Source organism: Micromonospora sp. CV4, assembly GCF_003667455.1.
Taxonomy (GTDB): domain Bacteria; phylum Actinomycetota; class Actinomycetes; order Mycobacteriales; family Micromonosporaceae; genus Micromonospora.
The window spans coordinates 1-19,757 of the sequence record NZ_RCVI01000141.1 but is presented as its reverse complement, the minus strand read 5'-3'; the positions used below and the strand labels follow the sequence as shown (position 1 = coordinate 19,757).

The 19,757-nt window shown below is 72.1% G+C and carries 17 protein-coding genes and 1 tRNA gene; 15 read left to right on the top strand and 3 right to left on the bottom strand.

The annotated features are described in order from the left end of the window. The first annotated feature begins 303 nt into the window (after window positions 1-303). Window positions 304-2,106: a methionine--tRNA ligase gene (gene metG / locus EAD98_RS02405; RefSeq protein ID WP_121652445.1), complete on the top strand. Its 1,803-nt coding sequence runs from the start codon at window positions 304-306 to the stop codon at window positions 2,104-2,106. Between the two features lie 78 nt (window positions 2,107-2,184). Here the strand turns inward: metG and EAD98_RS02400 are convergent, their stop codons facing one another. After that, a complete protein-coding gene (locus EAD98_RS02400) occupies window positions 2,185-3,432 on the bottom strand; it encodes a hypothetical protein (RefSeq protein WP_121652444.1) in 1,248 nt (415 codons plus the stop codon). 155 nt (window positions 3,433-3,587) lie between these two features. Between EAD98_RS02400 and EAD98_RS02395 the strand changes: the two genes are divergently transcribed. The 6 genes from EAD98_RS02395 to EAD98_RS02370 all read left to right on the top strand — a co-directional run bounded on the left by EAD98_RS02395 (window position 3,588) and on the right by EAD98_RS02370 (window position 9,630). Further along, window positions 3,588-4,487 (top strand): TatD family hydrolase, encoded by a 900-nt coding sequence (locus EAD98_RS02395; RefSeq protein ID WP_121652447.1) that lies wholly within the window; start codon window positions 3,588-3,590, stop codon window positions 4,485-4,487. A gap of 46 nt (window positions 4,488-4,533) precedes the next feature. Continuing rightward, window positions 4,534-5,403 (top strand): 16S rRNA (adenine(1518)-N(6)/adenine(1519)-N(6))-dimethyltransferase RsmA, encoded by an 870-nt coding sequence (rsmA, locus tag EAD98_RS02390; RefSeq protein ID WP_121652443.1) that lies wholly within the window; start codon window positions 4,534-4,536, stop codon window positions 5,401-5,403. A gap of 109 nt (window positions 5,404-5,512) precedes the next feature. After that, window positions 5,513-6,463, top strand: coding sequence for a 4-(cytidine 5'-diphospho)-2-C-methyl-D-erythritol kinase (locus EAD98_RS02385; RefSeq protein WP_121652442.1), 951 nt, complete (start codon window positions 5,513-5,515; stop codon window positions 6,461-6,463). 122 nt (window positions 6,464-6,585) lie between these two features. Beyond that, window positions 6,586-8,391 (top strand): ABC-F family ATP-binding cassette domain-containing protein, encoded by a 1,806-nt coding sequence (locus tag EAD98_RS02380; protein WP_121652441.1) that lies wholly within the window; start codon window positions 6,586-6,588, stop codon window positions 8,389-8,391. 102 nt (window positions 8,392-8,493) lie between these two features. Beyond that, entirely contained in the window at window positions 8,494-8,949 is a 456-nt protein-coding gene (locus EAD98_RS02375) for a DUF4383 domain-containing protein (protein WP_121652440.1), read from the top strand. Between the two features lie 204 nt (window positions 8,950-9,153). Further along, window positions 9,154-9,630, top strand: coding sequence for a DUF4383 domain-containing protein (locus EAD98_RS02370; RefSeq protein ID WP_121652439.1), 477 nt, complete (start codon window positions 9,154-9,156; stop codon window positions 9,628-9,630). Window positions 9,631-9,636: 6 nt separating this feature from the next. On the opposite strand, the gene EAD98_RS02365 is transcribed toward EAD98_RS02370, so the two are convergent. Beyond that, window positions 9,637-10,323, bottom strand: a complete 687-nt coding sequence (locus EAD98_RS02365; protein WP_121652446.1) for a TetR/AcrR family transcriptional regulator — start codon at window positions 10,321-10,323, stop codon at window positions 9,637-9,639. Window positions 10,324-10,547: 224 nt separating this feature from the next. Beyond that, window positions 10,548-11,513: an acyl-CoA desaturase gene (locus EAD98_RS02360; RefSeq protein WP_121652438.1), complete on the bottom strand. Its 966-nt coding sequence runs from the start codon at window positions 11,511-11,513 to the stop codon at window positions 10,548-10,550. Window positions 11,514-11,838: 325 nt separating this feature from the next. Between EAD98_RS02360 and EAD98_RS02355 the strand changes: the two genes are divergently transcribed. From EAD98_RS02355 to EAD98_RS02320, 8 genes are all read left to right on the top strand, one after another. Continuing rightward, window positions 11,839-11,910: transfer RNA gene (locus EAD98_RS02355), tRNA-Gln, on the top strand. A gap of 105 nt (window positions 11,911-12,015) precedes the next feature. Further along, the gene (glmU, locus tag EAD98_RS02350; RefSeq protein WP_121652437.1) at window positions 12,016-13,551 is read left to right on the top strand and encodes a bifunctional UDP-N-acetylglucosamine diphosphorylase/glucosamine-1-phosphate N-acetyltransferase GlmU; all 1,536 of its coding nucleotides are present in this window, start codon (window positions 12,016-12,018) and stop codon (window positions 13,549-13,551) included. Window positions 13,552-13,608: 57 nt separating this feature from the next. Further along, entirely contained in the window at window positions 13,609-14,589 is a 981-nt protein-coding gene (locus EAD98_RS02345) for a ribose-phosphate diphosphokinase (protein ID WP_121652436.1), read from the top strand. Between the two features lie 319 nt (window positions 14,590-14,908). Continuing rightward, window positions 14,909-15,607, top strand: coding sequence for a 50S ribosomal protein L25/general stress protein Ctc (locus tag EAD98_RS02340; protein ID WP_121652435.1), 699 nt, complete (start codon window positions 14,909-14,911; stop codon window positions 15,605-15,607). A 94-nt stretch (window positions 15,608-15,701) separates the two neighbouring features. Further along, window positions 15,702-16,292 carry an aminoacyl-tRNA hydrolase gene (gene pth / locus EAD98_RS02335; RefSeq protein WP_121652434.1) on the top strand — a complete coding sequence of 197 codons (591 nt, stop codon included), beginning with the start codon at window positions 15,702-15,704 and terminating at the stop codon, window positions 16,290-16,292. Between the two features lie 134 nt (window positions 16,293-16,426). Then, a complete protein-coding gene (locus EAD98_RS02330) occupies window positions 16,427-17,257 on the top strand; it encodes an inositol monophosphatase family protein (RefSeq protein ID WP_121652433.1) in 831 nt (276 codons plus the stop codon). A gap of 73 nt (window positions 17,258-17,330) precedes the next feature. Next, window positions 17,331-18,242, top strand: a complete 912-nt coding sequence (cysD, locus tag EAD98_RS02325) for a sulfate adenylyltransferase subunit CysD (RefSeq protein ID WP_121652432.1) — start codon at window positions 17,331-17,333, stop codon at window positions 18,240-18,242. Continuing rightward, window positions 18,242-19,537 (top strand): sulfate adenylyltransferase subunit 1, encoded by a 1,296-nt coding sequence (locus EAD98_RS02320; protein WP_121652431.1) that lies wholly within the window; start codon window positions 18,242-18,244, stop codon window positions 19,535-19,537. Before cysD ends, EAD98_RS02320 begins: the two co-directional genes overlap by 1 nt. Window positions 19,538-19,757 lie beyond the last annotated feature (220 nt).

Sequence of the window (19,757 nt, the reverse complement as noted above, 5' to 3'; positions counted from 1 at the left end):
GTGCGGGGGTGGCGCCGGGCACCAGCCGGGGCTGGGGCGCGACCGTTCCGCCACGGGCCCCGCCGGGCTCGGAGCTGGTGTCGTCGCCGACCGCCGGCCCGGTGGGACGGTCGTCGTGGTCCCGGGCCGCTCGTCTGCCAGTCACGACGTTCATTGCACACCGGCACCGGAGTCGGATCGGGCAGCTTGAGCGCGTGTCGGCGACAAATCGGACCAATAGGCAAGGCGGCCGGTCCGGTCCGCCGACCCGGCACCCCCTATTGGTTCGCGGGCCTCCCGGACAGGTCACTAGGCTTGCTGCTCATGAGTCACGTTCTCGCGGCAGTGGCCTGGCCGTACGCCAACGGCCCACGCCACATCGGCCACGTCTCCGGTTTCGGCGTTCCCTCCGACGTCTTCGCCCGGTACATGCGGATGGCCGGCCACGATGTGCTCATGGTCTCGGGCACCGACGAGCACGGCACCCCCATCCAGGTGCAGGCCGACGCCGACGGGGTCACCCCGCGCGAGCTGGCCGACCGGTACAACCGGGTGATCGTCGAGGACCTGCACGGCCTCGGTCTCTCCTACGACCTGTTCACCCGCACCACCACCCGCAACCACTACGCCGTGGTGCAGGAGTTGTTCGAGGGGATGTACCGCAACGGCTACATCGTGCCGAAGACCACCATGGGCGCGATCTCCCCGTCCACCGGGCGCACCCTGCCCGACCGGTACATCGAGGGCACCTGCCCGATCTGCGGGTACGACAGCGCCCGCGGCGACCAGTGCGACAACTGCGGCAACCAGCTCGACCCGATCGACCTGATCGACCCGAAGTCGCGGATCAACGGGGAGACCCCGAAGTTCGTCGAGACCGAGCACTTCTTCCTGGACCTGCCCGCCCTGGCCGAGGTGTTGCGGCAGTGGCTGGACACCCGCGAGGGGTGGCGGCCCAACGTGCTGCGGTTCTCCCGCAACCTGCTCGACGACCTCCAGCCCCGGGCGATCACCCGGGACCTGGAGTGGGGCGTACCGATCCCCCTGGACGGCTGGCGGGACCGGCCGGACAAGCGGATCTACGTCTGGTTCGACGCGGTGATCGGCTACCTGTCCGCCTCGATCGAGTGGGCCCGCCGCTCCGGCGACCCCGAAGCCTGGCGTCGCTGGTGGTCCGCCGACGGGGAGGGCAAGGACGCCCGCGCCTACTACTTCATGGGCAAGGACAACATCGTCTTCCACTCGGTGATCTGGCCGGCGCTGCTCTCTGGATATTCCGGCGAGGGCTCCCGCGACGGTGAGCCGGGCGAGCTGGGCCAGCTCAACCTGCCCACCGAGGTGGTCTCCAGCGAGTACCTGACCATGGAGGGGCGGAAGTTCTCCTCGTCCCGCAAGGTGGTCATCTACGTCCGCGACTTCCTGGAGCGCTACGACGCCGACGCGCTGCGCTACTTCATCGCCGCCGCCGGCCCGGAGAGCAACGACACCGACTTCACCTGGGCGGAGTTCCTCCGCCGCAACAACGACGAGCTGGTCGCCGGCTGGGGCAACCTGGTCAACCGGTCGGTCTCGATGGCGGCGAAGAACTTCGGCGCCATCCCGCCGATCGACCCGGCCGGGCTCACCGAGGCCGACGAGGCACTGCTCGCGGTGGCCCGTGCCGGCTTCACCACGGTCGGCGACCTCATCGGCCGGCACCGACAGAAGCAGGCGATCGGTGAGGCGATGAAGGTGGTCGCCGAGGCCAACAAGTACCTGTCCGAGCAGGCGCCGTGGAAGCTCAAGGGCGAGGCGGAGAAGCCGCGGATGGGCACCGTCCTGCACGTCGCCCTCCAGGTGATCAGCGACGCCAACACGCTGCTCACCCCGTTCCTGCCGCACTCCGCGCAGCAGGTGCACGAGCTGCTCGGCGGCACCGGCGTGCACGCGCCGATGCCGGTCATCGAGCAGGTCGACGACCTGGACGGCGGGCCGGCGTACCCGGTGCTGACCGGGGACTACACGGTCGGCGCGCGCTGGGAGTCGGTGCCGGTGGAAGCCGGCCGGCCGCTGTCCGCGCCGAAGCCGGTGTTCCGCAAGCTCGACCCGTCGATCGTCGACGAGGAGCTGGCCCGGCTGGCCGGCTGAACACGACGCCGTCGCACGGCGGAACGCGGCCCCGGGGGAATCCCCGGGGCCGCGTTCAGAAATGAACGGGCGGGCTTTTCAGATCGCGTACCGGCTGTCCATCACCTGGTCGTCGGTCACCTCGGCGCCCGGCGCCCAGGTCTCGTACACGCCGCGATCGTGGCACTGCGCCCCGGTCGCGAGCACCGTGTCCGGATCCGGGTGGCGCAGCCGCAGCCGCAGCCAACCGGCCTCCTCCCGCAGCACCAGGCAGGGCACGTCCCGCCACCGCGCGAACCGGAGCCGGCGGGCCACCGCCTCCACCGGGTAGCGGGCCGCCCGGGTCATCGCCAGCACCCGGAACCCGCCGGGCAGGTCCGCCACCGCCTCGTACTCGCCGTCGCCGTGCACGCCGACCAGCTGGGTGGAGCGCGGCGCGTCCCCGGTCGGCACGTACTCCTGGTCCGGGGAGAGCCCCGGCACCGCGGCCAGTAGATGCCGCCACTGCGGGCCCACCATCCGCAGCCACCCGCGCTGCTCGGCCTGGAAGGTGTAGAGCACCACCTCCACCCCCTCCGCCGGGTACGCGAGCAGGGCGGCGTTCGCGGGCATCGGCAGGTCGGCGAAGTCCCGGGTGATGAACTCCGGAATGAGTTGGGCGTTGCTCGGCACGAAACCCGTACCCAGCACCGGTGGGCCCAGCCGGTCCCGGGGAGCCAGGGCCGTCAGGCCGCGATGCGCCTCGCCGACCGGCACGTCGTAGTCGCCCGGGTCGGCGGCCCGCCACCGCAGCGCGTACGCCACCTCCAGGCCGTCCCGGCCGACCTCGCCGTCGGTGCGCAGCACCGTGGTCGACGCCGGTGTACGCAGGTGTGCCACGTCGTGCTCCCGGTAGCAGAAGCCGTGCGGCAACCAGCCCCGCACGTATCCGGCGAGCTGGCGGGGGGAGAGCACCTTGACCATCCGGGTGCCCCGCCGGACCACCGCCGACGCGCGCGCCGCCGCCAGCGTCGGGTCACCCGCCGCGGTCGGCTGCTGGCTGAGCTGGTGCAGCTGAGCCCACCCCCGCTCCCGGTGCGCCGGCAGCATCAACGGCGTGTCCGGCTCCTCGGCCGGCTCCACCGCCCCGTGCACCGCCGTCACCTCGGTGACGTGCACGAACCGGTGCCACGGCAGGGCGCTGCCCGGCCGGGGAGCCCACTCGAAGCCGGGCACCTCGTCGGCGCTGAACAGCTCGTACGCGGCGCCGCGGCCGATCTCCTCGGCCGGGTAGACGCCGCCGCCGAACGCCACGCGCAGCCCGGTACGTTCGCTGGCGGCGCCGCTGGCCTGGGGGGAGACGCTCACCCTGCCGCCTCGGTCCGCTCGCCCGCGGCGCGAGACGCCACGCTGCTGTGCCTCATGGTTCGCTCGCTGCGCTCCCTCACGCGGGGACCGTAGAGTCGCGCGGCGTAGTCGAGGTGAACGTCGGGTGGCGGGCGGATGGACAGCCCCGGTGTGTGATGCTGTCGCTGATGAGCGAGCCCACTGAAACCCGCCGAGAGCGTGCCGCACGGCGGGCCGGAGAGTTCCCGCCCGCCCCCGAGCCGCTGCCCCGGCCGGTGCTGGACAGCCACACGCACCTGGACATCACCGTCAGCGAGGCCGGCGTACCCGGCGGCGGGCCGGCCGACGACCCGGTCGCCGTGGCGATCGACCTGGCCACCAAGGTCGGCGTGGACCGGCTGGTCCAGGTGGGTGTGGACGTCGCCTCCTCCCGGTGGGGCGCGGAGACCGCCGACCGGCATCCCGCCGTGCTGGCCACGGTGGCGCTGCACCCCAACGAGGCGCCCCGGCTCGCCGACCTCGACGAGGCGCTGCGGGAGATCGAGTCACTCGCCGCGCGGGATCGGGTCCGGGGGATCGGCGAGACCGGGATGGACTTCTTCCGCACCGGCGACGAGGGGCGAGCCGCGCAGGAGGAGAGCTTCCGGGCGCACATCGCCATCGCCAAGCGGTACGGCAGGGCGCTGGTGATCCACGACCGGGACGCGCACGCCGACGTGCTGCGGATCCTCGACGACGAGGGCGCGCCGGACACCGTGGTGCTGCACTGCTTCTCCGGTGACGCCGACTTCGCCCGTGAGTGCGTCCGCCGCGGCTATCTGCTCAGCTTCGCCGGCACCGTCACCTTCGGCAGCGCCGCCGCGCTGCGCGAGGCCGCCGCGCTCACCCCCGTGGACCAGATCCTGGTGGAGACCGACGCCCCCTACCTCACCCCGACGCCGCACCGCGGCCGGCCGAACGCCTCGTACCTGATTCCGCTCACCGTCCGTTCGCTCGCCGCGACCACCGGCACCGACCTGGACGAGCTGTGCGCGGCCATCTCCGCCACCGGCGACCGCGTCTTCGGCCCGTGGTGAGCCCGGCCCGACGGTCGGCCCCCAGGCCGCCGCTACGCTGCCAGGCATGACCGGTCTCCTCGGCCCGGCGGAGATCCGGGAACTCGCCGCCCGCCTCGGCGTCGCGCCCACCAAGAAGCTGGGCCAGAACTTCGTGCACGACCCGAACACCGTGCGCCGGATCGTCACCGCCGCCGGCCTGACCCCCGACGACGTGGCCCTGGAGGTCGGCCCCGGGCTCGGCTCGCTCACCCTCGGGCTGCTGCCGGTCGCCGGGCACGTGCACGCCGTGGAGATCGACCCGGTGCTCGCCGGCGCGCTGCCGGAGACGGCCGCCCGCCACGCCGCCGCGGACGCCGGCCGGCTCACCGTGCACCGCGCCGACGCGCTGCGCATCGACGCCGCCGAGCTGGCGGACCCGCCGCCGACCGCGCTGGTGGCCAACCTGCCCTACAACGTGGCCGTGCCCGTGGTGCTGCACCTGCTCGCCGAGCTGCCCACCCTGCGAAAGGGCCTGGTGATGGTGCAGAAGGAGGTCGCCGACCGGCTGGTCGCCGGTCCCGGCTCCAAGGTGTACGGCATCCCGTCGGTCAAGCTCGCCTGGTACGCCCAGGCCCGGGGCGCCGGCCGGGTGCCGCCGAACGTCTTCTGGCCGGTGCCCAACGTCGACTCCGGCCTGGTCGCCTTCACCCGCCGCGAACCACCCCGGGTCGACGTACCCCGGGAACGGGTCTTCGCCGTGGTGGACGCGGCGTTCGCGCAGCGCCGAAAGACCCTGCGCGCCGCGTTGGCGGGCTGGGCCGGCGGCGCGGACCGGGCCGCCGCCGCGCTCACCGCCGCCGGCGTCGATCCCGGCGCCCGGGGGGAGTCGCTCACCGTCGAGCAGTTCGCCGCCATCGCCGCGTCGGCTCCGGTCGGTACGCCGGCCGCGAAGTAGGCTGACGCCGTGCCCGCCGAGGAGGCGTACGGGTGAGTGCCGACCACGCCGAGGAGCTGATCGTGATCAAGTCGTTCGACATCCGCCTGGCCGTGCGGGACATCGCCCCGTGACCGAGGCCTGGCGACCGGACGGGGAGGACGAGCGGCGCGGGGCCAGCGGGCCGGTGAAGGTCCGGGTGCCCGCCAAGGTCAACCTGCACCTCGGGGTGGGCCCGCTGCGCCGCGACGGCTATCACGAGCTGAACACCGTCTACCACGCGATCTCCATCTACGACGAGTTGACCGCCCGTCGCGGCGACACGCTCGCCCTGACCATGGAGGGCGAGGGCACCGGCGAGCTGGCGTTGGACGACACCAACCTGGTGATTCGCGCCGCGCACGCCCTGGCCGGGTACGCCGGGGTGCTGCCGCACGCCCGGCTGCACCTGCGCAAGCAGATCCCCCTCGCCGGGGGGCTGGCCGGCGGCAGCGCCGACGCGGCCGCCGCGCTGGTGGCCTGCGACGCGCTCTGGGGCACCGGGCTGTCCCGCGACGAGCTGGCCGGGATCGCCGCCGACCTCGGCTCCGACGTGCCGTTCCTGATCTACGGTGGCACCGCGCTGGGGACCGGCCGGGGTGAGGCGGTCAGCCCCGTGCTGGTCCGCCCCACCTCCTGGCACTGGGTCGTGGCCATCGCCGACGGCGGCCTGTCCACCCCCGCCGCCTACCGCGAGCTGGACCGGCTCCGCGACGCCGGCACCGCCGGCGCGCCGCTGGGCAGCACCGACGCGCTGCTGGGCGCGCTGCGTCAGCGCGACCCCCGGGTGCTCGCCCGCACGCTCGGCAACGACCTTCAGGACGCGGCGCTCGCCATGCGGCCGGCGCTGGCCGACACCCTCAAGGCCGGCGAGGGGGCCGGTGCGCTCGCGGGCATCGTCTCCGGCTCCGGCCCGACCTGTGTCTTCCTCGCCGCCGACGCGGCGGACGCCGAGCGGATCGCCGGCGAGCTGACCACCGCGGGAGTGTGCCGGGAGGCGCGGGTCGCGCGCGGCCCGGTCGCCGGCGCCCGCGTCGGCTGAACCCGGGAGTCGACCAAGCCCCCGTCGGTGCCCCGGCGGGCGTCCGGGGTGTCCGCGTACCCTTGGGTCAGGCGTCCAGGTGCCCGCCGGCACCCGGACGCTTTGATCATGAAGGGTGGAACGTGGCGAACATCGTCAATCTGGACCGGGTGTCCAAGGGGTACGGCGCCGCCGGGCGGCTGCTCACGGACGTCTCGCTCGGCCTGGACGACGCCGACCGGATCGGCGTGGTCGGCCTCAACGGCGCCGGCAAGTCCACCCTGCTGCGGCTGCTCACCAAGCAGGAGGACCCGGACGACGGCCGGGTCACCCACCGCCGCGACCTGCGCGTGCTCTGGCTGCCGCAGCAGCTCACCCTCGCCCCCGAGGCCACCGTCCGGGACGTCGTGCTCGGCACCGCCTGGCTGGGCCAGAGCATGGGCGCAGAGCACGAGTGGGCCGGCGACTCGGGGGTGCGGGCCATCCTCGACGGCCTCGGCATGCCGCACCTCGGCCTCGACCAGCCGGTCGGCCCGATGTCCGGTGGCGAACGGCGCCGTGTGGCGCTCGCCGCGCTGCTCGTGCGCGACTCCGACCTGCTCATCCTCGACGAGCCCACGAACCACCTCGACGTGGGCGGTGTCGACTGGCTGGCCCGGCACCTGGTCGGTCGCAAGGGCGCCCTGGTCGTGGTCACCCACGACCGGTGGTTCCTGGACGCGGTCTGCACCAACACCTGGGAGGTCGCCGACCAGACGGTCCGCGCCTACGAGGGTGGCTTCGCCGCCTGGACCCTGGCCCGTGCCGAGCGCGAGCGCGTGGCCGCCGCCACCGAGGCCCGCCGGCAGAACCTGCTCCGGAAGGAGATCGCCTGGCTGCGCCGCGGTCCGCCGGCGCGTACCTCCAAGCCCCAGTTCCGCATCGACGCCGCGAACGCCCTGATCGCCGACGTGCCGCCGGCGCGCGACACCATGTCGCTGCAACGGATGGCCACCTCCCGGCTCGGCAAGCAGGTCTACGACCTGGAGAACGTCGAGCTGCACGCCGGCCCCAAGGAGATCCTGCGGGACGTCACCTGGCTGGTCGGGCCCGGCGACCGGATCGCCATCCTCGGCGCCAACGGCGCCGGCAAGACCACCCTGCTGCGGATGCTCGCCGGCATCACCCGCCCCGACGGCGGCCGGCTCGGGACCGGTTCCACCGTACGGCCGGCGTTCCTCTCCCAGGAGCTCACCGAGCTGCCGGGGCACCTGCGCGTGCTCGAAGCCGTCGAGGAGGTCGCCCGCCGGGTCCAGCTCGGCGACCGGGAGGTCTCCGCCGCCCAGCTCGCCGAGGTCTTCGGCTTCGACGACCGACGGCTCTGGACCCCGGTCAGCGACCTCTCGGGCGGGGAGCGCCGCCGGCTGCAGATGCTGCGGCTGCTCGCCGGGGAGCCCAACGTGCTGCTCTTCGACGAGCCGACCAACGACCTGGACACCGACACCCTGGCCGCGCTGGAGGACCTGCTCGACTCCTGGCCCGGCACGATCATCGTGGCCAGCCACGACCGCTACCTCATCGAACGGGTCACCGACACGGCGTACGGGATGTTCGGTGACGGCCGGCTCGTGCACCTGCCCGGTGGCGTCGACGAGTACCTCGCCCGGACCGCCGAGCGGGCCGGTCCCTCCCGGGCCGGCGCGACCCCGGCAGCCGCGCCGACCGGCGCCATCGCGACCGGCATGTCCGCCGCGGAGGTCCGACAGGCCCGCAAGGAGCTGACCCGGCTGGAACGCCAGCTCGGCAAGCTCGACCAGCGTGAGGCCACGTTGCTCGACCAACTCGCCGCCGACGCCACCGACTACGCCCGGGTCGCCGAGTTGGACACCCAGCTCAAGGATCTGCGCGCCCAGCGGGAGCGGATCGAGGAGACCTGGATGACGCTCGCCGAGGACCTCCCCGAGAGCTGACCGGGCCGGGCGCGCCGGCCCGGGGGCCGTGTGCGGCGTCACACCGCCACATGCGGGACAATCGTCGGCGACACCTCACCCCACGGCGTTGGAGACTCAGACATGGCCCACACCCCCGTCAACCACCCCGCGCGGCCGATCTACCGGGCGATCGGCGGGCTGACCGGTCTGTACCTGGTGGTCTTCGGTGTGCTCGGCATCATCGCGAGCGCCGGCAACGAGATCCTCGCGCAGGACGACACCAAGGTCCTCGGCCAGGGCACCAACCTCGGCTTCTCGCTGCTCACCGTGCTGCTCGGGCTCGTCGTGCTGGCCGGCACCGTGCTCGGCCGCAACATCGACGTGGCGATCAACCAGTGGCTGGCGTACGCCCTGATGGTGATCGGCCTGGCCGGTCTCGCGTTCATCCGGACCGACGCGAACTTCTTCAACTTCAGCATCACCACCGTGATCGTGGTGCTGTCGGCCGCCCTGGTGCTGCTCATGGTCGGCATGTACGGCAAGGTCGGGTCGGACGAGGAGGCGGAGGCCTTCCAGAAGGCTCGGCTCGTTCTCTGAGGTTTGCTGGTTGCGGCCGTGGATTTTCGGCCGGAGCCCGAACTGCTCCGGGCGGTCAGGCTTGATCCCTGCGCAGCTCGGGCTCCGGCGAAAACCTGACCTGGTCCAGCCTTCGGCGGACCGCTTCAGCTTTGTGGTTCCTCGGACAGTTGGCTCTGCCTCGGGTGACAATCCTCCTGAAACGGTCGATCAGGGGGTCTGGGTATGCCGCACTTTCCGGTGAACCATCCGGCACGGCCGCTCTACCGGGTCCTCGCCGGTCTGATCGGCGTCTACATCCTGGTCTTCGGCGTCTGGGGCGTCGCCGAGACGATCGGCGACCCGCTCTTCGACCGGGGCAGCAACTGGGCCCTCGGGCTGCGCACCAACCTGGCCTTCTCGCTCGCCTCGGTGGTCTTCGGAATCGTCCTGATCGTCGGGGCGTCCCGGCGCACCAACCTCGGCCACTACATGAACCTCACCGCCGGCGTGGTGTTCCTGTTGACCAGCATCCTGATGATGTCCGTGCTGCAGACCGATGCGAACTTCCTGAACTTCTCGATGTCGACCGTCATCGTGTCGATGCTGTTCGGCCTGATCCTGCTCGGCACCGGCCTGTACGACAAGGTCGGCCCCGAGGAACACGCCGAGACCGAGCGGCGCAACCGCAGCCACCCGGTGGCCGAGGTGCACCGCCGCTGAACGGGATCAGCGCCTGCGGGCGGTGATCAATGTCGGCTTCGCCTCCAGGTGCGACAACCCGTTCCAGGCGAGGTTGACCAGGTGTGCCGCCACCGTCTCCTTGCGCGGCTTTCGCACCTCCAGCCACCAGGTGCCGGTCAACGCCACCATGCCCACCAGCGCCTGGGAGTACAGCTCGGCGAGCTTCGGGTCGTATCCCCGGCTCTTGAACTCGGCGCCCAGGATGTGCTCGACCTGGTGGGCCACGTCGTTCATCACGCTGCTGAAGTTGCCCGTTGGGGAGATCAGCGGCGACTCGCGGACCAGCACGCGGAACCCGCTGGTCTCCTCCTCGATGTAGCCCAGCAGGGCCATCGCCGCCTGCTCCAGCAGCTCCCGTGGGTGCCCGCCGGTCAACGCCGTGGTGATCCGGTCCAGCAGTGCCCGGACCTCCCGGTCCACCACCACCGCGTAGAGCCCCTCCTTGCCGCCGAAGTGCTCGTAGACCACCGGCTTGGAGACCTTGGCGCGGGCCGCCACCTCCTCGATGGAGGTGGCGTCGAAACCCCGCTCGGCGAAGAGCTGCCGGCCAATCGCGATCAACTGCTCCCGTCGCTGGGCCGCGGACATGCGGACCCGGGAGGTGGCCTTGGGTTTGGCCGCCGGGACGGCCGTCGTACGCCGGCCGCCGGCACCCTCGTTGACCTCGGGCATGTCGCCGCCTCGCTGGCGCTCGGTGACGCCCTGCCGTGGGATGGTGCCTCCGCTGTGCCTGTTCACGTCGTCGCCTCACTGGCGGGCGGTCCGACCGCCCAGCCGCGCCGTCCGACCGCACCCGGATCGGGCCCGGCCCCCCGTCCGCCGAGCCGTCCGGTCCCCCCGCGTCGCTCGGTCATCTGGCCATCCTGCCAGGCGACCTCCGGGAGCACCGCCCGGTTTTACCGGGGTGCGACCGGCTTCACCAGCTTCGCCGCGAGGCGCTCCGGCTTCGGCCACCGCACCTGCGACGCCGCGCCGACCTTCTCGAACAGCCAGATCACCCGGGCGGAGATGTCCACCTGACCGCGCAGCACGCCGTGCCGGGCGCTGGTCGGGTCGGCGTGGTGCAGGTTGTGCCAGCTCTCGCCGAACGACAGGATCGCCAGCGGCCAGAAGTTGGACGCCCGGTCGCCCTGGCGCATCGCGAACGGTCGCTCGCCGTAGACGTGGCAGACCGAGTTGATGGCCCAGGTGACGTGGTGCAGCAGGCCGATCCGGACCAGGCCGGCCCAGAAGAACGCGGTCAGCGCGCCCTGCCAGGACCAGGTCACCAGGCCGCCGATCAGCGCCGGGCCGAGCAGCGAGATGGCCACCAGCATCGGGAAGAGCCGGTCCACGCGGCGGATGTCGTCGTCGGCGAGCAGGTCGGGGGCGAACCGCTCGCGGTTGGACAGTTCGCGCCGGAACAACCAGCCGACGTGCGCGTGGAACAGGCCGCGGGTCAGTGCCCACAGGCTGGTGCCGAAGCGCCACGGCGAGTGCGGGTCGCCCTCCAGGTCGGAGAAGGCGTGGTGTCGTCGGTGGTCGGCCACCCACTGGATGATCTCGCCCTGCACCGCCAGCGAACCCGCGACCGCCAACGTCACCCGCAGCCACCGCTTGGCCTTGAACGAGCCGTGCGTGAAGTAGCGGTGGAAGCCGACTGTGATGCCGAGCCCGGAGACCACGTACCAGACCAGGCCGATGACGATGTCGGTCCAGCCCAGCCAACCGCCCCAGGCCACCGGAACGGCGACCAGCAGGGCGACGAAGGGGATCACGACGAAGGCCCAGAGGGCGACCAGGATTCCGGGGGACTGGCTGCCGTCGGTGAGGGGTTTCGGGCCGGGCCCGGCGGTGTTGGGTTCGAGCAGAGCGGTGGACATGGCACCTCGCAGAGGGGACGGAAACGATCACGAAGCTACGCCTACGTCACCGTAACTTACGGCACCGTAGATCGCACGGTGAAGTTCCGAAAGCCCTCGTGCCACGGCGCCGATGCGCTGGTCAGAGCGCTGGTCAGAGCTGTGTTCGGTAGCGCGCTCGGCCCCTCCCGGCAGCGTCCGCGAGGCCCGGAGGTACTGGCTCGCCGCCCGGGCGAGGCGCCGCCCGTCCGGGTGCGGCGGAATGAGCGATGGCGTCCGGCGGTCGGGGCGCTAAGGTGTAGCGGCGGGATCCCCATCCCCGGATGCGACGCGTTCGCGTCGCTGATCGGCCGTGGTGTAATTGGCAACACCCGGGTCTTTGGTACCCGTATTTCAGGTTCGAACCCTGGCGGCCGAGCTGCCCCCTAAGTCTGGTTTAGGTTCCAGTGGGGTAAGGCGGAGACGTTCCGGGCGCCGCGGTTAGCATGACCGCGAGAGTGTCCGCCGTCCCGACGGGAGCCACATCGTGCCCCAGCCCCACCTTCGTACCGTCGTCGTGCTCGCCGCCGGTGAGGGCAAGCGGATGAAGTCGACACTGCCCAAGGTGCTGCACCCCCTGCTCGGCCGGACGCTGCTCGGTCACGTGCTGAGCGCGGCCGCGCCGCTGGCCGCGGACCGTACCGTCGTGGTGGTGGGGCACGGCGCCGACCAGGTCCGGGGACACCTGGCCGAGGTCGCCCCGGACGCCACGCCGGTGCTCCAGGCCGAACAGCTCGGCACCGGGCACGCGGTCCGCATCGCGCTGGACGCCGTGCCGGAGGGCGCCGGCACGGTCGTGGTGATCAACGGGGACGTGCCGCTGCTGCGGCCCGAGACCGTGGGCGCGCTGGTGACCGCGCACGAGGAGGCAGCCGCGGCGGCCACCGTGCTGGCGGCCGAGGTGCCCGACCCGACCGGGCTGGGGCGGATCGTCCGGGACGCCGACGGCCGGCTGGAGCAGATCGTCGAGGAGCGCGACGCCGACGCGACGCAGCGCGCGATCCGGGAGATCAACGCCGGCATCTACGCGTTCGACGCGGTGCGGCTGCGCGCTGCGCTGGGCAAGCTCTCCACCGACAACGACCAGGGTGAGGAATACCTGACCGACGTCTTCGGCCTGCTCCGCTCGGCCGGCGAGCCGGTCGCGGTGCACGTGGCCGTCGACCACGTCGAGACGCTGGGCTGCAACGACCGGGTGGAGCTGGCGACGCTGCGCCGGCTGCTGCGTGACCGGGTCAACGAGGCGTGGATGCGCACCGGCGTGAGCCTGCTGGACCCGGCGACCACCTGGATCGACGTGACGGTGGCCCTGGACCGCGACGCGGTGATCGACCAGAACACCCAGCTGCGCGGCGGCACGGTCGTCGGGGCGGGCGCGCAGATCGGTCCGGACGTCACGCTGGTCGACACGATCGTCGGCGCCGGCGCGTCGGTGGTGCGCAGCCACGCGGTGGGCGCGGAGGTGGGCGCGGACGCCAGCGTAGGGCCGTACGCGTACCTGCGGCCGGCGGCGCGGCTGGCCGGGAAGGCGAAGGTCGGCACGTTCGTCGAGGTGAAGAATTCGGAGATCGGCGCGGGCTCCAAGGTGCCGCACCTGACGTACGTGGGTGACGCGACGATCGGCGAGCAGAGCAACATCGGCGCGGCGTCGGTCTTCGTGAACTACGACGGCGTCAACAAGCACCGCACGGTCATCGGCAGCCACGCGCGGACGGGGGCGGACAACATGTTCGTGGCGCCGGTCGAGGTGGGCGATGGCGCGTACACGGCGGCCGGCTCGGTCATCGTGGACGACGTACCGCCGGGGGCGATGGGTGTCGCCCGGGCACGCCAGCGCAACATCGAGGGCTGGGTGGTGAAGCGACGCGCCGGAACGGCCGCGGCGGAGGCCGCGCAGCGGGCCCGCGGCGCTGAGGGTGCGTCGGGTGTGGCCGGCGCCGCAAGCGACAGTGAGGCAATGCACGGGCGGGCCGAGACGGTGGGCGGCGCCTCCGGCGCGGGAGATACTGCAACCGAATAGTCCCCGACCCACCACCACCGGGCCGGGTACCACCGACAAACGGGAGCAGACGGGCCCATGGGCAGCATCGTCGCCGAAAACCGCAAAAGCCTGATGCTCTTCTCCGGACGGGGCTTTCCGGAGCTGGCCAAGGAGATCGGCGAGGTGCTCGGCGTCGCGCCGACGCCGGCCGACGCGTACGAGTTCGCCAACGGCGAGATCTTCGTACGTTTCAAGGACTCGGTGCGTGGTTCGGACGCCTTCGTGGTGCAGTCCGTGACGCACGGGGTGAACACCTGGGTCATGGAGACCCTGATCATGGTGGACGCGCTGAAGCGGGGGTCGGCCAAGCGGATCACCGTGGTGCTGCCGTTCTACCCGTACGCGCGGCAGGACAAGAAGCACCGTGGTCGGGAGCCGATCTCGGCCCGACTGGTGGCGGACCTGCTGAAGACGGCCGGCGCGAACCGGATCCTCACCGTCGACCTGCACACCGCGCAGATCCAGGGCTTCTTCGACGGCCCGGTCGACCACCTCTTCGCGATGGACATCCTCGCCGAGTACGTGGAGCACAAGTACGCGGGCCGACCGATGACCGTGGTGGCGCCGGATTCGGGTCGGGTGCGGGTGGCCGAGCGGTGGACCGACCGGCTGGGCGGCTGCCCGCTGGCGTTCATCCACAAGACCCGCGACCCGATGAAGCCGAACCAGGTGGTGGCGAACCGGGTGGTCGGCGAGGTCGAGGGCCGGGTCTGCCTGATCGTCGACGACATGATCGACACCGGTGGCACGATCACCGGCGCGGCGGACATCCTCAAGGAGTCGGGCGCGGCGGAGATCGTGGTCGCGTCCACCCACGCGCTGCTGTCGGACCCGGCCACCGAGCGGCTGAAGAACAGCCCGATCAGCGAGGTCGTGGTGACCAACACGCTGCCGCTGCCGCCCGAGAAGCAACTGGACAAGCTGACCGTGCTGTCGATCGCGCCGCTGCTGGCGCGGGCGATCCGGGAGGTCTTCGACGACGGCTCGGTGACCACCCTCTTCGGTGGCCTGAGCTGAGCGTCGCACCGCGGTGAGGCCCGTTCCCGCCGGCTGGGACGCCGGCGGGAACGCGCCCGACCGGCGTCGGGCGCGCGGCCGGCACGCCGGTGGGAGCGGTGACCTGGGGACTGCCGGAAACCCCGGAATCACCTCGGGTAGACTGGTGCGGTTGCCACGGCGAGGGTGCCCGGCGGGCCGCTGAACAGCGCCGCACGGAGGCACCGTCATCGACGCGGTGCTCCGGGCAGTCGTTCATGACGCATGAGCCCCAGCGAGCCCCTCGCCCCAGCACCGCAAGACGACAAGCCGCCGCAGCGAAAGCATCAGGAGTTTCCCCGTGTCCGAGGTAAAGATCAGCGCCGAGCCCCGTACCGAGTTCGGCAAGGGTGGTGCCCGTCGTACCCGCCGGGCCGGCAAGGTGCCCGCCGTGCTGTACGGCCACGGCGAGAAGCCCAAGCACATCGCGCTGCCGTCCCGGGAGTTCGCCGCGGCGATCCGCAAGGGTGGCGCCAACCAGCTCTTCGCGATCGACATCACCGACGGCACCCAGGTGCTGGCGCTGCCGAAGGCGATCCAGCGTGACCCGATCCGCGACACCTTCGAGCACGTGGACCTCATCCTGGTCCGCCGGGGCGAGCAGGTCACCGTCGAGGTCCCGGTCCAGCTGACCGGCGAGGCCGCGCGGGACACCCTGATCGTGCACGACCACGACACCCTCTCGGTGACCGCCGACGCCACCAAGGTGCCGGACCACCTCGAGGCGTCGATCGAGGGCCTGGAGGCGGGCTCCCAGGTGACCGCCGGCGACGTGCAGCTGCCGGCCGGTGTCGAGCTGGCCGTCGACCCGGCGCTGACGGTCGCCGCGGTGACCGCCGCCCCGACCGCCGAGCAGCTCGAGGCGACGCTGCCCGAGGTCGAGGTGGCCACCGAGGAGGCCGAGGCCGAGGTCGGCGAGGTCACCGAGGACTCCGAGGGCGCGGACGCCGCCCCGACCGCCGAGGGCGGGGAGAACACCGAGGCGCGTACCGAGGCCTGATCGGTTCGTACTGTGCGGCAGGCGTCCCCGAGTGTTCGGGGGCGCCTGTCGTCGTATCGGCAGTCGGTGGGACGGACGTCGGGAGGGGCGGGTCGTGACGGACGAGGCGGGGCCGTGGCTGGTGGTCGGCCTGGGAAACCCGGGTCGGGAGTACGCCGGGAACCGGCACAACGTCGGGTTCATGGTGGCCGACCTGCTGGCCGGGCGGGTCGGCGCGCGGTTCGGCCGGCACAAGCGGGCGGTCGCCGAGGTGGCCGAGGGACGGCTGGGCTTCGGCGGGCCGAAGCTGGTGCTGGCGAAGCCGCTGACGTACATGAATCTGTCCGGCGGGCCGGTCGCGACGCTGGCGCAGTTCTACAAGGTGCCGCCGGCGCAGGTGATCGCGCTGCACGACGAGCTGGACATTGGGTACGGCCAGGTGCGGGTCAAGTGCGGTGGCGGCGAGGGCGGGCACAACGGCCTGCGCTCGATGTCGAAGTCGCTGGGCACCAAGGAGTACATCCGGGTGCGGTTCGGCGTCGGCCGGCCGCCGGGGCGGCAGGATCCGGCGGATTACGTGCTGTCGGATTTCGGTGCCGCGGAGCGCAAGGAGCTGGATTTCCTGGTGGACCGGGCTGCCGACGTGGTGGAGTCGGTGATCGTCAAGGGCGTGGAGCCGACGCAGAACCTCTACCACGGCGGTTGAGCCGGGCGGGGCGTACCGGATCGGGGTCGGCGGGCCGGTAGTCTGCGCCTTTCGGCGTGCCGCGACCGGCGACGCGGGTCGCGGTGTGGCGACCCGGGTGGGCACGGGTCGCGGCGAGGCGACGGGAGCGGGCAATGAGCAGTCCTCCGATGATCGACGGCGCGTTCGCCCGGTGGTTGGCGGCCCGGGCCGGTCAGGCGCTGCTCGACCTGCGGGCGGAGCTGGGTTTCGCGGACGCGGGCGCGCTGAAGTCGGCCGGGGACAAGGTGTCGCACGACCTGATCCGCACGGAGCTGGCGAAGTGGCGGCCGGGCGACGCGGTGCTCTCCGAGGAGGACGAGGGGTCGCGGCTGGCCTGGGCGGCCGAGGTGAACGCCGAGGCGGTGTCCCGGTTGGCCGCGGACCGGGTGTGGATCATCGATCCGTTGGACGGCACCCGGGAGTTCGCCGAGGAGGGCCGCTCGGACTGGGCGGTGCACGTGGCGCTCTGGGCCCGCAGCGCGCCGAGTCCGCACGGGCTCGTCGCCGGCGCGGTGGGACTGCCGGCGCAGCACCGGGTGCTGGGCACGGACTACCCGCCGGCGTACCCGCCGATGACGGTGGAGGCCGCGACGGCCGGCACGCGGGTGATCCGGCTGGCGGCGAGTCGGAGCCGGCCGCCGGTGTTCCTCACCGACCTGGCCGAGGACGTGGGGGCGAAACTGGTGCCGATGGGGTCGGCCGGGGCGAAGATCGCCGCGGTGATCACCGGCGAGGTGGATGCCTACATTCACGCCGGCGGGCAGTACGAGTGGGACTCGGCGGCGCCGGTGGCTGTGGCGACGGCCACCGGACTGCACGCTTCCCGTATCGACGGTTCTGCGCTGAGATACAACGAGGCGGATCCGCGCCTGCCGGACCTGCTGGTCTGCCGCAGGGATCTCGCCTCCCGGTTGCTCGCAGCGCTGCAGAGGCATTCCGGGTAGCCTGAGGCACTTCTTGACATGCCCGACCGGAAAGGTCTGGAAATCGGATGAGCGAGCGAATCGAGCCGGTGTCATGACCGCCCCCGCGGCCTACCGGGTCTCCCACCTGGACGCGCTGGAGGCCGAGAGCATCTTCGTGATGCGCGAGGTGGTCGCCGAGATGGAGCGCCCGGTGCTGCTCTTCTCTGGCGGCAAGGACTCGATCGTCATGCTGCGGCTCGCGCAGAAGGCGTTCGCCCCGGCCAACATCCCCTTCCCGGTCATGCACGTGGACACCGGGCACAACTTCCCCGAGGTCCTGGAATACCGCGACCGGCGGGTCGCCGAGCTGGGGTTGCAGCTCGTCGTCGCGAGCGTGCCGGAGGCGCTGGCCAGCGGCCTGGTCCGGGAGTCCGGCGACGGGATGCGCAACCGGATCCAGACGCCGGTGCTGCTGGAGGCGGTGGAGAAGCACCGCTTCGACGCGCTGTTCGGTGGCGCCCGCCGGGACGAGGAGAAGGCCCGGGCGAAGGAGCGGGTGTTCAGCTTCCGCGACGAGTTCGGCCAGTGGGACCCGAAGAACCAGCGACCCGAGCTGTGGTCGCTGTACAACGGCCGGCACCACCCGGGCGAGTCGATCCGGGTCTTCCCGCTGTCCAACTGGACCGAGCTGGACGTCTGGCACTACATCGCCCGGGAGCGGGTCGAGCTGCCGTCGATCTACTACGCACACGAGCGCGAGGTGATCGAGCGGGACGGGATGGTCTACGCGGTCAACGAGTTCTTCCGTCCCCGGGCGGGTGAGGAGCGCTTCAAGGCGCAGGTGCGCTACCGCACCGTGGGCGACGCCTCCTGCACCGCGGCGGTCCGCTCGGACGCGGACACCGTGGAGAAGGTCATCGAGGAGGTGGCGGCCACCCGGATCACCGAGCGCGGCGCCACCCGTGGTGACGACCGGGTCAGCGAGGCCGCCATGGAGGACCGCAAGCGGGAGGGCTACTTCTGATGACCACCGAGATCGTGGCCCCGGCCCCCGAAGCCCGGCCGATGGACCTGCTGCGGTTCGCCACCGCCGGCAGCGTGGACGACGGCAAGTCGACCCTGATCGGCCGGCTGCTCTACGACACCAAGTCGCTCTTCACCGACCAGCTCGCCGCGGTGGAGGCGGTCAGCGCGGCCCGCGGGGACGAGTACACCAACCTGGCGCTGCTCACCGACGGCCTGCGCGCCGAGCGGGAGCAGGGCATCACCATCGACGTGGCGTACCGGTACTTCGCCACGCCGCGGCGCAAGTTCATCATCGCCGACACCCCCGGGCACATCCAGTACACCCGCAACATGGTCACCGGTGCGTCCACCGCCGACCTGGCGCTGATCCTGGTGGACGCGCGCAAGGGCCTGGTCGAGCAGTCCCGCCGGCACGCGTTCCTCTGCTCGCTGCTCCGGGTGCCGCACCTGGTCCTCTGCGTCAACAAGATGGACCTGGTGGACTGGTCGCAGGAGGTCTACGAGCGGATCGCCGACGAGTTCACCGCGTTCGCCGCGAAGCTCGACGTGCCGGACCTGACCGTGGTGCCCATCTCCGCGCTGCGCGGCGACAACATCGTCACCCGGTCGGAGAACATGCCGTGGTACGAGGGCCCGTCGTTGCTGCACCACCTGGAACGGGTGCACATCGCCAGCGACCGCAACCTGGTCGACGTCCGGTTCCCGGTGCAGTACGTGATCCGGCCGCAGTCCACCACGGTCACCGACTACCGTGGCTACGCCGGCCAGGTCGCCTCCGGCGTGCTGAAGCCGGGCGACGAGGTGATGGTGCTGCCGTCCGGCTTCACCAGCCGGATCGCCGCGGTGGAGACCGCCGACGGGCCGGTCGCGGAGGCGTTCCCACCGATGTCGGTGACGGTACGGCTGGCCGACGAGATCGACATCTCCCGGGGGGACCTGATCTGCCGGCCGAACAACGCGCCGGCGGTCGCCCAGGACATCGAGGCGATGGTCTGCTGGATGGACGAGACCCGCCCGTTGCAGGTCGGCGGCCGGTACGCGATCAAGCACACCACCCGGTCGGCGCGGGCCATCGTGCGCGGGCTGCACTACCGGCTGGACGTCAACTCGCTGCACCGCGACGAGTCGGCCGACGCGCTGCGGCTCAACGAGATCGGCCGCGTACGACTGCGCACCACGGTGCCGCTGCTGGCCGACGAGTACCGGCGTAACCGGACCACCGGCGGTTTCGTCATCATCGACGAGGCCACCAACCGCACCGTCGGCGCCGGCATGATCGTCGAAGCCAGCTGACCCGGCAGGATCGCGCTCGCCCGCTCCGGCGGCAAGATCGCGCTCGATCCAGGAAGTAGTGGCCTCGCCCGATGGGCGAGGCCACTACTTCCATGAACGAGCACGGTTCCCTCCCGGCACCACCCCGCCCAGACCGGTGATCAAGAGATTTGCGTCAGGATCCGGGCTCGGGCTGACGCAAACCTCTTGATCACCGCAGCGGGGGGCGGCGGGCGGGGGG